Consider the following 11,089-nt stretch of genomic DNA (forward strand, 5'->3'; position numbering starts at 1 on the left):
CACATTTTGATGCGCCGATCCATCCCGCCTGGCTGCGTTGCTCGTCGGTTAAATAGCTTGCTATTCGCCCTCCTCGCGCCTTGCCATGCGTGTGCCTCGACTCCTGAAAATGCAAATTAATTTCTTCGCGAACCCTAAATGGCGTCTTTAAGGCCTTTGCCCGGCTTAAAGCGCACTGCATTGCGGGCTTTGATCTTAATCTTCTCTCCTGTTGCAGGATTTACGCCTTTCCTGGCCTTGCGGCGGACCTTGGCAAAGGTTCCGAAACCAACCAGTGTGATTTTTCCGTCCTTCTTCTTCAGGGCTTTCTTGACGCTGCCAATAAACGAGTTCAGGGCCTTGTTGGCCGCAGCCTTTGAGATGTTAGCATCCTTTGCCATCTGTTCAACTAAATCTCCCTTTGTCATAACGCCCTTCTCCTTTGTTGTAGTGAATATAATGCTCCTTGGAAGCCGTGTGTAGTAATAAAAACAACTTTTCTGAAAAGTCAAGAAAATAGACTCATTTTTGTTACGATAATTTCCTATAATCTCCAATATAGGAAACCAGCCTCATCAGCTTCTCTCTTGGAATAAAATGATTTGACATCCAGCAGAATGGGCATGTCCGCTCTGCTTATTTTTCTTATTTCTTCAAGACCAAATCCCTCAACATACTGCCGATGTTTTACAGCGAGTATGATTGCATCATAGGGTTTATTGCCTTCTATGTCATGAGTAAGCTCAATATTGTATGCATGCCTTACCTCGTCCTTGTAAGCACAGGGGTCGTTGACATACACATCAATATCGTATTCTTTTAATTCACCGTAAATATCTATCACCTTGGTATTGCGTATGTCGCTGATATTCTCCTTAAAGGTAAGCCCCAGTATCAAAACCTTGCTGCCCTTTACGGTCTTGCCGGCCCTTATCAGCATTCTGACCGCATTTTCTGCGACGTATTTGCCCATGTTGTCATTGATTCTTCTGCCAGCCAGAATAATTTGTGGACGATAGCCAACGGTTTCGGCCTTATGAGTTAAGTAATAAGGGTCAACTCCGATACAATGGCCTCCGACAAGGCCGGGTTCGAACCTCAAGAAGTTCCATTTGGTTCCGGCAGCTTCCAGGACCTCTTTAGTGCCTATTCCAAGCTTATTGAAGATAATGGAGAGCTCATTCATAAGAGCAATGTTGAGATCACGCTGGGTATTCTCAATAACCTTTGCCGCTTCAGCAGTCTTGATATTAGGAGCAAGATGCACACCGGCCGTAATAACAGAGCCGTAAATGTCAGCCAGAAAGTCACTGATTCCCGGGCTGTCACCGGATACAACCTTAATTATTCTGTCAATTGTGTGCTCCCTGTCGCCGGGATTGATTCTTTCGGGCGAGTATCCAACATTGAAATCCTTCTTCCATGAAAGCCCGCTTTCGGTTTCCAGGATCGGCACACAAATATCCTCGGTGACACCGGGGTATACAGTGGATTCGTACACAACCACTGCGCCTTGACTCAAATGTTTTCCAATCAGTTCAGTCGCTTTTTCAATGGCCTGAAGGTCAGGAACTCGGTGTTTGTCAATCGGCGTTGGAACAGTTACAATAATAAATTTACACCCAGAGATTATTTCGGCATTATCCGTAAATTCAATATTGGACTTCTCAAGGGTTTCAGGGTCCACTTCATTTGTTGGATCCATGTGCTGTTTCAATTCCTCAATTCTATCGGGATTGATATCAAATCCAAGAACGTCATATTTTTCAGCAAGTAGGACCGCCAGGGGAAGGCCAACGTAGCCAAGGCCGATTATGCAGATCTTTTCCTTTCCGTTTTCAAAGTCCGCCCGGTTCAACATCTTGTTTTCTCCACAGGGTTTTGCGTTGTGTCAATAACCAAAGCCAGATTCTCATTGCCCGAATTTTTATTATTATCACGTGTTGTGGGCTCACGCAAGTTCTGTAGGGTCATTGTTCAAGGCGCAGGCGTTCACAGGTTCAGGGTTACCCTTTTTTCGTTGACTTTGCTAGTAGGCTAGGCCGCCAGACGTGCGGCGGGATGAAACCACGAATCAACGGGTTAGGTTTTTTGTAAATCCTGAACCCTTGAACGGTTACTTCAAGGCAAATGCCAGGCTAGGTTGTGCATGGCAGCAAACGAGCATGAATATTTGGGACCTTCGTTTTCATATTTGTTTTACTGAGGTCATGATTGTGTTAGGATAATTTATTCCCCTGAAGGAGGGAAAACCACATGCGCTACGACACGGCACTTAGAGCGTACACGTCAAAGAGGATTGAAGAGATCGAGCGTGCGGACATTCTTATCGGCATTCCGTGTTATTTTAACCAAGAAACCATCACTCACGTTATTCAGATGGTCAGCCACGGCCTTTTTCGCCATTACAGGGAGTTGCGGTCTGTTATCATGATCGCTGACGGCGGCTCTACCGATGACACCCGGGAGATCGTCAAGGATTTTGAGATCAAGCCGTGGCAGGAAAAGATTACCTCCATCTACCGGGGACCGGCAGGGAAGGGCTCGGCCTTTCGATCCGTCTTTGAAACCGCAAAACGTCTAAAGGTCAAAGCCTGTATGGTTGTTGACTCGGACCTGCGCTCCATTACGAGCGATTGGGTAAAATATCTTCTTGAGCCGATTCTGGAAAATGACTACCAGTTTGTCTGCCCTGTGTATTCCCGGTACAAGTATGACGGAACCATTACAAATAATATCGTCTATAATCTCACCCGTGCTCTTTACGGGCTGCGCATCCGTCAGCCCATTGGCGGCGACTTCGCGTTTGTCGGCGACCTGGCGGCATACTATATTGACCAGGATGTCTGGGATACGGACGTGGCCCGCTATGGCATTGACATTTGGATGACGACCAACGCGATTACTAACAACTTAAAGATCTGTCAGTCCAACCTGGGAGTCAAGATCCACGATGCCAAGGATCCTGCAGAGTCGCTTGGGCCTATGTTTCGTCAGGTGGTCCACACGCTTTTTGTCCTCATGGAGCACCATGAGGCCGAGTGGAAGGCTGTCAAAGGCAGCCGGACTGTACCCCTATTCGGACTTGAGAAAATCTTGGAACCGGAGCCTATTCACATTGATCTTGACCAGCTGGTCAAAGAGTACAAAACCGGCTTTCGGCACTTCAAGGGTCTCTATAGGGATATCTTCTGCCCGGAATGTTTCGAGGAGCTTAAGAAATGCGCTTCCAAGGCCAAGACCAAGTTTATCATGCCCGCTAGAACCTGGGTCATGGTTCTTTACGAGACCGCAGCTACTTTCCATCGCTGGACCGACAACCGGACCCAACTGGTGAATCTGGTCACCCCCCTTTATCTTGGTCGTGTAGCATCCTTTGTCAACCAGACGAGAAAGATGACTTCCAGCCAGGCCGAAGAAGTGGTTGAGGAGCAGGCCCAGGCCTTTGAAGACTATAAGGATTATCTTGTCCGAGCTTGGGACGAGAGGCCGAAAAAAAGGCACTGATGGTTGTTTTTGAGCGAGCCGTTATGGTTTTTGGCCTGCCGCGAGCATTCGATGGTTCATGAAGCCATAGTCTCCCGGTCTCTGGTGGGGGGAAAAATCGGTATGGAGCTTGACTTGCTCGAATCCTGCCTGTTCCAGGAGATCCCAAATGGCTCGGGACTCATAAAGACGGATGGCGTAAATGCAGTCACGTACTACGCCTTTTTGTTTGCTGAGAACCATTTCACGTGCGTATAGCGTATTTCCTTCCATTTTGCGCTCTCGGCAGACCACGATATCCGCGCCAATCTCATGCCACGCGGTCGGGTTAAGGGAAGCCCTGACTTGCGCGCCGTCTGTTACGTCAATTAAAACCCAGCCACCGGAGTGAAGGACGCGCATGGCTTCGGCCAAGATTTGCCTGTCAGCGCTGTGTTCCTGGACATAGCCCAGGGAATTTCCCATAATCAGCACGTCGTCAAAGCTGTCGGGCGTAAGCCCCGTGCTTCTCGCGTCGGCCCGGATGAATTTCATCTGATAGTTGCACTCGACGGCCCTTGTCCTGGCACAGTCAATCAGATAGAAAGAATAGTCCAGCAGGGTGCATCCCGCAAAGCCGCGGGCGCACAGTTCCAAGCTGTGACGGCCATTGCCGCCACACAGATCCAAGACCTCGTGTTCGGAACGGATCGGCAGAAGTTCGCAGATTAGGTCCACCTCACGGTGGGTGATTTCTTCGTTGCAGACCGAACGGGCGTCCGTGAGGAGATAAACCTCATCGAACATGGTCTTCCACCAATCAGGGGTCACTTCAAAGTTCATTCTTTACGGTGTCTAGTGATTGGTCCTGAAATCAAACAGCCCGTCTGAGGCAATGATTGCGGGCGAACCGCCCCAGGGCTGCAGCCGGGCGATTTGAAGTTCTTCTTCCTCGATTTTTATGATGTCATCGAGTTCGCCTGCCTGCCACATCTTCTCCAGGGTCAGGCAGTCCGACCACAGGTTAACTCCATAGGTTTCAAGGGCCTTGAGTTGGAATGGGCTGATCAGCCTCGGCCTCAGGGCGATCTTGATCGGACCGAGCAGATAGGTAAAGTCGTGCTCCATGGCCATCCTTTTCTGCATTTCAACTACTTCGAGTACATCTCCGTATGCCATTTCCAAAATGGCATCATTGATACGGTCCGCTGCCTCGCCAATGCCCATGTCCGAACGAATGACGGCCAGGGGCTGAACCCCTCCGCCACTGCCCACGTTTGTTGGCACCCAACCAAACCGGCTCAAGAATCCATAAAGCCCTTCAGGTCCCATCAAGCAGCGGAAATCTGTCTGGAAGCGCTCCAGCGCTATTTCCTCCCTTGCGGAATTCAATGTGGGGATATCTTCGGCCCACAATTCAAGAGGGATTTTTTCCTGGACAATATAGTTTCCCTCCTTAAGAGCCAGACTCACCGCTTCATCGGCATCCTTATTGACTTGCCCAACCCGCACGCCTTTGCCGGAATAACCCCTTTCAGGCTTTAGCACCAGGTCGTCCCAGTGAGACCTGGCCCACTCGATCAGATCGTGGATCTCTTCGCCATTGGGACCATTGGTGCGGCGCGGATAGAACTGACGCGTCCAGGGGGTTCGTTCCACTATATCGGCGTGAAATCGGTTACCATGGGAAGTGGTGATGACTTCAAACATGCTCTTCACGTTAATGGGTTCGGTGCCACGAGGATTGATGACCCGTTTCTCTCGAACGGCCTGCAACAGGGGTGAGAGGTTTTGCTTACGGTGCAGGGCCAGCAGTACATCGGTGTTGAAATCCATAAAGATCACTGAAACGGGCTTACCCTGCCAGCAGACCTTTCCGTTTTTCGACTCGAGTTCATGGGGAGCCATCAACGCCCCGGAAATGCCATCGACGCCACTGAGGCGTTCGGCCAGATTTCTGTTTTCTGTCACACTTTCCAGGGTCTCTTCTTCGGCCACCACGGCAATCAACTTTGCATCGTTTCCATCATGAGACGTGTGGGCCTGAACCAGCATCTCCACAAACCTGTCTACCGGAAATAGCAACGGATGGTCAAAGTCCAGATCCACTTCAATTGGACGGATTTCATTGAGTCTAAGCCAGACTGCCTTGCCGATGATTTGGGTGATGCGTTGATAATCCCACCCGCCCGGGCTGCCGAGATTCCATTCAGAGTGATATCCACCAAATGCTTTCAATTACTTCTCCTCGTTCTATTTCCGTCATTCAGGCTCTGAAACCGCTTTTCAATGAGCTGAAAGGGAAGTTCGCCTCCTTCCAGGAGTTGTCTGTGAAACTGATCGCGACCCATTCTACTTTCATAGGTCCTTTTCAGTTGCATAATTTCATAACGGCCCAACGTATAACACAATTGATAACCAGGGTTAAGTCCGAAATGGTTTATCTGGTGATGGGCCTCTTCAGGGGTGAATCCCGCTGTCGTCAGCAATCTTATAGCATCTTCCCTGGTAAGCATGTCAGTGTTTAAACCAACATCGATTTGACATCGCGCGGCCCTCCACAGCCGTCGCTTGCAATCGACCAGGAATTCTATGGGAGTTTCAACATAGCCGTACTCGCTCAACAGCGATTCAGCGTAATAGGCCCAGCCTTCGTAGAAAAGTGGTGACTCAATTTGGCGTCGCACCGGATTTTCGAGGCTTCTTCGAACAGAATCCAACAAATGGTGGCCTGGAAAGGTTTCATGGGCGGCAAGGAATTTGTATTCGCGATGAAGGCGTTTTTTAAGGAGGTCTCCGGCTTCTTGACCCCTGTGCTGTGGCCGCCGGGTTGTCATATAGAAGAAATCCTTTTCCCTGACATTTGTGCTAAAGGCAGCGCTAAAAGAAGCCGAGCCTCGGACAGACCGCAGATAAGCGGGTGTTTCACAAAGTTTCAAGGAGAGGTTCAATCCAACGTCCTTGAAACTGTGCTCGCGGAAAAACGAACGCAATCGGTCTATTTCATGTTGGTAGAGGGAGATGATTTCCAGATTTTCAATATCTGACGGACAGTAGGCATGGTACAACTCTCTCCAGGATTTTCCGGGATCTATATTTGCTTGAAGCCTCTGCAGTTGCGCCAGTGTGTCCTGCCATTCCTCCTCGGCAATCTGAAATACCTCGGGCAGACTCCTGGCAGACAGAAAATGGTCTTTTAGTGTGGCTTCAAGGGCGGAAACAATGAACTGTCCGTTCGGAATAGGAGAAATGGCCCTCAGGAATCTGTTAAGGGCATCCAGAGAGGAGCAGGATTTCTTCAATCCCTTTGTAAGGTGCCTGCCTCTCCTGTCAGCGAAACCATTAGTGATTTCATTAAGATAGTCCTTACAGTCACCGATCATCTCTAGGCTGGCCTGGTGATATGCCTTTGGCACGCTGTCAATATTGTCAATGGCCTGTTGGAGTAGCCGGGGAATGGCTTGCAGGCGGGCCAACGTCCTTTCCGTCCGCTCCTCCGGCTCTGAGGTAGGCTTTGTCAAGGCGTGATCCAGTCCAATAAAGGCGATCTTCAAATAGAGCAAAGGATTGTGACGCCAGGACTCCTTTGTTTCCAGCTCTATTAGAATCCCTGCAATATTGGCCTTCAGCAGTTCAAGGTCCGTGAGCTTTTCCAGGTCATTCTCCTGAGTGGCCAGGAGATCGAATTCCCTTTGGATGTTTTTCAGAGTAAAGAGACATTCGTCGATAGCATTTGCATTGAGATCATCAACCTTGTCGTAATACCGGCTGGCGGCCTGGGCACGAGGAAGAAAGTGGAATTCGTCACTGGCACACATCACGGGAAAGCATTTGGCTAAGTAGTCAAAGTAGTGAATGGTCAAGTCGGCTTGAGGGTCTGTCACTAGGTCATGTCCATTGGCTGTAGGAGGTCGGTTTGAAATGTAGTTGATAACTTATCATTCCTGGAGAAATCTGTCAATTGCGTCAGAAGAGGCTCTCGAAAAGATGTCGGAGAATTCCGAGTTGTAATGCCCGGTTTCCCATGATAGAAACCATGATTATCTGGCGGCTGCCGAACGTGTAAGCAGGGCAACGCTTGACAGGGAAGACAGGCAATGCTCTATCGTTTTCTGGCCGATGTGGTCGTATTGGCACATTTTATCTTTGCTTTATTCTCAGTCTTCGGGGGGTTCTGTGTTCTGAAGTGGCGCCGCATGGCATGGATACACGTCCCAGTTGCCCTGTGGGCTGTAATAGTGGGAACCTCGTACCCAAAAGGAATCTGTTGGGTTATCCAAGATGACGACGTCACTCACAGCGGATCGGACATCTTACAAGGAGCAGACATCATGAGAATCAAGTGGACGGCTGTTCTGATTGTTCTCATTGCTGTGACCATGGGGTTTTCAATTCAAGCACGTAGGGCTGATGCGATGAAGCGTTCCGTCCAAATTGGGATAGTCAGTGATGGGCCTTCAATAAGGTTTCCATCGAACCTTGCCCTTTTTCAACGCGAGATCCTCGACCTCACATCCAGTGAATTCGATGAATGAGGCGCTGATATCGCAGATCCATTCCATGGTTAAAGGCCTACAAACTGTATGAAGGAGGCGTCCATGGCTAGATACATTTTGTACCTCTGTGTCGTCTTGCTGGTCGGATGCGCTGCTTTCGAGGCATCGCAGCGCATGGAATTGTTTGACGACACATCGCTTGCTTACGAAAAAGCCCTTCGCTTTGGCGATTACCGGGTGGCAAACAAGTTCACAAGAAAGGAAGGAGCCGGACAACAGGACCCAGATTTCAACCATCTCAAAAACATAAGAGTGACCTCTTATGAATTGCTTGAAAGCACTTCGTCGCCAGATAACCTGAAGGTGGAATTGACCGTGGAGATCAGATACTTCCATGCAGATTACCTGGTAGTAAAAACCCTCATTGATGAACAACGATGGGAATATGACGCAACAGAAAAGCGCTGGCATCTGCACAGCGCCCTGCCTGATTTCAAGTGACTCAGGATCACCAAAGGAGAAACTATGAGCCAGACAAAAATCACAGTTTTATGCGAGAACACCGCAGGGGGGCCGATGGGGCTGATGGGAGAGCACGGCTTTTCCGCCCTTATTGAAAAAGACGGGCAAAAGATCCTCTTTGACACCGGCCAAGGGATGACGCTCGCCAATAACGCACAGGTATTGCGAATCAATTTGGCGGAAATCAAAACGGTTATCCTCAGTCATGGCCATTATGATCATACCGGAGGCCTGCCGGCTGTGCTCCATCCCTCTCGGGGGATGGAGGTCATCGCCCATCCGGACATTTTTGCCAGAAAGTATGCTGAACTGGACACGCCCGGTGGCAAGCGAAACATTTTCATCGGCATCAAGTACTCTCAAGACTATCTGGAGGGGACGCTGCAGGCCCGTTTCAACTGGATACGGGAATTTGCCGAAATCGCGCCGGGGATCTTCTTTTCGGGGGAAGTACCCAAAAAGACCGATTTTGAACACCCGGACACCAGGCTTAAGGTCGAGCATGACGGTAAGATCACTGACGACCCACTGCTGGATGACATCAGCCTGTTAATCGAAACGGATCAGGGACCGGTTATTCTGCTTGGATGCGCCCATTCAGGGGTGGTGAATGTTATGAACCATTTTTCGGCCAAGACCGGACACAAGAAGTTCCACGCCCTGATCGGAGGCACACACCTGGGCTTTATGACCGGCCCTGGTCAGCAGTTGGAAAGGTCCATGGATGCCTTTGACGACTACAAAGTGGACCTCATTGCTGTCTCTCACTGCACCGGACAGGAAGCGGCCTCTGTGTGCTACAACAGATTCAAGGACCGGTTCGCCTTTGCCAGCGCCGGGTGGAGCAAAACGTTTTAACTGGCAGGATTTTACTTGGTCTTACATGATATCTTTACCTGGGGTCTTGTCGAGCGACCCATTAATGGAAAGGGATGTTGAATTGAACCTGTGACAGCTTTCCAAACAGGTCTTACAAAGACATCTCTGGGGAAAGTGCAGGAGATAATATCCATTGATCTGGTGCCGCGTCTTTGGTCGGTTTCTAGGCGATACAGCTTGCCATGGTTTTTACATTGACAAACCGCGGTGGGCGCAGTATTATTTTAAATATCGGTTCAATTACCGCCTTCCTGTTGACCCTTTGTCTTGTGAAGGAACGGGATCGAGTATAGAAATCAGGATCCCTATTTTTGGAACCCGCTTTAATCCCATCATGTGCCCTACCGATGTGATTTTTCAGCCTTTTCCAGATTTAACTCCTGAAACTGTACGAAAGCAGAAGAAAGGAGGATAATCGCTATGGAAGAAGGAATCGTTAAGTGGTTTAGTGACCACAAAGGATTTGGTTTCATCGAGCGGGATGGAGATACGGATGTGTTTGTTCATCACTCCGCCATCAGCGGGTCTGGATTCAAGACACTTGATGAAGGCGACTCGGTGAGCTTTGAAGTTGAGCAGGGCGCTAAAGGCGCTGCAGCAAAAAACGTCGTTAGGCTCTAGCTGGAAACTGTTTGATTTTCATGGGCACTTCGTCAACCTTAGGCGAAGTGCCTTTCTCATTTGTAAGGATCGGCGAGAGGGGAACGTTGAATCAAGATCTAACAATGTCGAATTTTAGATATGTTAAAGTGCGATTGCCCCACAAAAAGGAGAAAGGCACGATTTCCCTGAAGCCTTTCTTTGAGACGCCGCCCTGGCAACAGGCGAATGAACTCGTTGTCCTAACCTCATGCCTGTGTGTGGGGGAACGCGAAACGGTGCCTTGCACCTTTGGCAAAGAACTACGGTTAGACAGGTGCGTTGAAAGACGAGAATCTTGTCTTTCGTCCCGGGGCAACAGAGACAACAAACGTAGAATTAAAACCGTGGGAGGTTGCAGATGGCAAAAAAGTCAGGCCCCACGCCTCGGAAACGTCTCAAGGAAATCAAGCTTTTGGACAAGCGAAAAGCCAAAGAGGCTAGACGTATAGAGGCTAAAGAACGCAGGGGCAAAGTAAGGGTGAAAAATAGTGATGAAGATCCGGATATTGCAGGGATACGGCCTGGGCCTCAGCCCCTGCCAGAGCAGTGGGACGATCTAGGCGATGATGAATAAGCGTTAGTTTTGTTAGAGGAGGATTCCCATGAATATTTATGTAGGCAATTTGTCATTTGATGTCACCGAAGAGGATTTGCGGGAGACTTTTGAAGCATTCGGAGAAGTCACATCTGTAAAAATCATTACAGACAAATACAGTGGCCAATCAAAGGGGTTCGGGTTTGTGGAGATGCCCAAAAAAGGAGACGGAGAATCCGCTATAAACAGTCTGAAGGACAAAGACTTGAAAGGACGAAAGCTTAACGTTAACGAAGCCCGCCCTCGTTCCAGCGGTGGTCGTCAAGGTGGAAGAGGGCCAGGAGGTGGAAGGCGGAGCGGAAAGGGACAAGGTGGTGGACGCTGGGATGGAGGGAGGCGTTCTTGGTAGGCGGGCCTTAGACGTTAAAACCAGAACACTTGTATTCGCTTTGAAAAACCTGTGACAGGTACAGTTTTGACGGACTCGTAAAAAGTCCATCTGCGGCGTTGCGCTTCATCTTTCGTCATTGCGACGTACCGTAAGTACGCCTCATTCCTCAAGATTCGCGCG

At 49.4% G+C, this 11,089-nt stretch carries 12 protein-coding genes; 7 read left to right on the plus strand and 5 right to left on the minus strand.

Annotated elements, in window-relative coordinates:
* Window positions 1-134: 134 nt before the first annotated feature.
* Both JW883_14745 and JW883_14750 read right to left on the minus strand, forming a co-directional pair.
* A complete protein-coding gene (locus JW883_14745; protein MBN1843525.1) occupies window positions 135-407 on the minus strand; it encodes an HU family DNA-binding protein in 273 nt (90 codons plus the stop codon).
* 116 nt (window positions 408-523) lie between these two features.
* A complete protein-coding gene (locus JW883_14750) occupies window positions 524-1,840 on the minus strand; it encodes a nucleotide sugar dehydrogenase (GenBank protein MBN1843526.1) in 1,317 nt (438 codons plus the stop codon).
* Window positions 1,841-2,235: 395 nt separating this feature from the next.
* On the opposite strand from JW883_14750, the gene JW883_14755 reads away from it, so the two are divergent.
* The gene (locus tag JW883_14755) at window positions 2,236-3,486 is read left to right on the plus strand and encodes a glycosyltransferase (protein ID MBN1843527.1); all 1,251 of its coding nucleotides are present in this window, start codon (window positions 2,236-2,238) and stop codon (window positions 3,484-3,486) included.
* A 21-nt stretch (window positions 3,487-3,507) separates the two neighbouring features.
* Here the strand turns inward: JW883_14755 and JW883_14760 are convergent, their stop codons facing one another.
* The 3 genes from JW883_14760 to JW883_14770 are packed head-to-tail and all read right to left on the minus strand — an operon-like array spanning window position 3,508 to window position 7,328.
* A complete protein-coding gene (locus JW883_14760; GenBank protein ID MBN1843528.1) occupies window positions 3,508-4,251 on the minus strand; it encodes a methyltransferase domain-containing protein in 744 nt (247 codons plus the stop codon).
* A 48-nt stretch (window positions 4,252-4,299) separates the two neighbouring features.
* Window positions 4,300-5,682, minus strand: a complete 1,383-nt coding sequence (locus JW883_14765; GenBank protein MBN1843529.1) for a hypothetical protein — start codon at window positions 5,680-5,682, stop codon at window positions 4,300-4,302.
* Window positions 5,679-7,328, minus strand: coding sequence for a DUF885 family protein (locus tag JW883_14770; GenBank protein MBN1843530.1), 1,650 nt, complete (start codon window positions 7,326-7,328; stop codon window positions 5,679-5,681). The genes JW883_14765 and JW883_14770 overlap by 4 nt, the downstream gene beginning before the upstream one ends.
* Before the next feature lie 213 nt (window positions 7,329-7,541).
* Between JW883_14770 and JW883_14775 the strand changes: the two genes are divergently transcribed.
* The 6 genes from JW883_14775 to JW883_14800 all read left to right on the plus strand — a co-directional run bounded on the left by JW883_14775 (window position 7,542) and on the right by JW883_14800 (window position 10,927).
* Window positions 7,542-7,979, plus strand: coding sequence for a DUF2784 domain-containing protein (locus JW883_14775; protein MBN1843531.1), 438 nt, complete (start codon window positions 7,542-7,544; stop codon window positions 7,977-7,979).
* A 63-nt stretch (window positions 7,980-8,042) separates the two neighbouring features.
* Window positions 8,043-8,441, plus strand: coding sequence for a hypothetical protein (locus JW883_14780; protein ID MBN1843532.1), 399 nt, complete (start codon window positions 8,043-8,045; stop codon window positions 8,439-8,441).
* A gap of 24 nt (window positions 8,442-8,465) precedes the next feature.
* Window positions 8,466-9,320 carry an MBL fold metallo-hydrolase gene (locus JW883_14785; protein MBN1843533.1) on the plus strand — a complete coding sequence of 285 codons (855 nt, stop codon included), beginning with the start codon at window positions 8,466-8,468 and terminating at the stop codon, window positions 9,318-9,320.
* 441 nt (window positions 9,321-9,761) lie between these two features.
* Window positions 9,762-9,962 carry a cold-shock protein gene (locus JW883_14790; protein MBN1843534.1) on the plus strand — a complete coding sequence of 67 codons (201 nt, stop codon included), beginning with the start codon at window positions 9,762-9,764 and terminating at the stop codon, window positions 9,960-9,962.
* A gap of 379 nt (window positions 9,963-10,341) precedes the next feature.
* The gene (locus JW883_14795; protein MBN1843535.1) at window positions 10,342-10,557 is read left to right on the plus strand and encodes a hypothetical protein; all 216 of its coding nucleotides are present in this window, start codon (window positions 10,342-10,344) and stop codon (window positions 10,555-10,557) included.
* 28 nt (window positions 10,558-10,585) lie between these two features.
* Window positions 10,586-10,927: an RNA-binding protein gene (locus JW883_14800; GenBank protein ID MBN1843536.1), complete on the plus strand. Its 342-nt coding sequence runs from the start codon at window positions 10,586-10,588 to the stop codon at window positions 10,925-10,927.
* The last annotated feature ends 162 nt before the right edge of the window (window positions 10,928-11,089 follow it).

This window comes from Deltaproteobacteria bacterium, assembly GCA_016930875.1.
In the GTDB taxonomy this organism is placed as follows: Bacteria; Desulfobacterota; Desulfobacteria; order Desulfobacterales.

Excerpts from the sequence above, each read along its gene's own strand:
- JW883_14795 (MBN1843535.1), top strand. The coding sequence starts at position 10,342 with ATGGCAAAAAAGTCAGGCCCCACGCCTCGGAAACGTCTCAAGGAAATC.
- JW883_14750 (MBN1843526.1), bottom strand. The coding sequence starts at position 1,840 with ATGTTGAACCGGGCGGACTTTGAAAACGGAAAGGAAAAGATCTGCATA.
- JW883_14790 (MBN1843534.1), top strand. The coding sequence starts at position 9,762 with ATGGAAGAAGGAATCGTTAAGTGGTTTAGTGACCACAAAGGATTTGGT.
- JW883_14785 (MBN1843533.1), top strand. The coding sequence starts at position 8,466 with ATGAGCCAGACAAAAATCACAGTTTTATGCGAGAACACCGCAGGGGGG.
- JW883_14755 (MBN1843527.1), top strand. The coding sequence starts at position 2,236 with ATGCGCTACGACACGGCACTTAGAGCGTACACGTCAAAGAGGATTGAA.
- JW883_14745 (MBN1843525.1), bottom strand. The coding sequence starts at position 407 with ATGACAAAGGGAGATTTAGTTGAACAGATGGCAAAGGATGCTAACATC.
- JW883_14760 (MBN1843528.1), bottom strand. The coding sequence starts at position 4,251 with ATGTTCGATGAGGTTTATCTCCTCACGGACGCCCGTTCGGTCTGCAAC.
- JW883_14780 (MBN1843532.1), top strand. The coding sequence starts at position 8,043 with ATGGCTAGATACATTTTGTACCTCTGTGTCGTCTTGCTGGTCGGATGC.
- JW883_14800 (MBN1843536.1), top strand. The coding sequence starts at position 10,586 with ATGAATATTTATGTAGGCAATTTGTCATTTGATGTCACCGAAGAGGAT.
- JW883_14775 (MBN1843531.1), top strand. The coding sequence starts at position 7,542 with ATGCTCTATCGTTTTCTGGCCGATGTGGTCGTATTGGCACATTTTATC.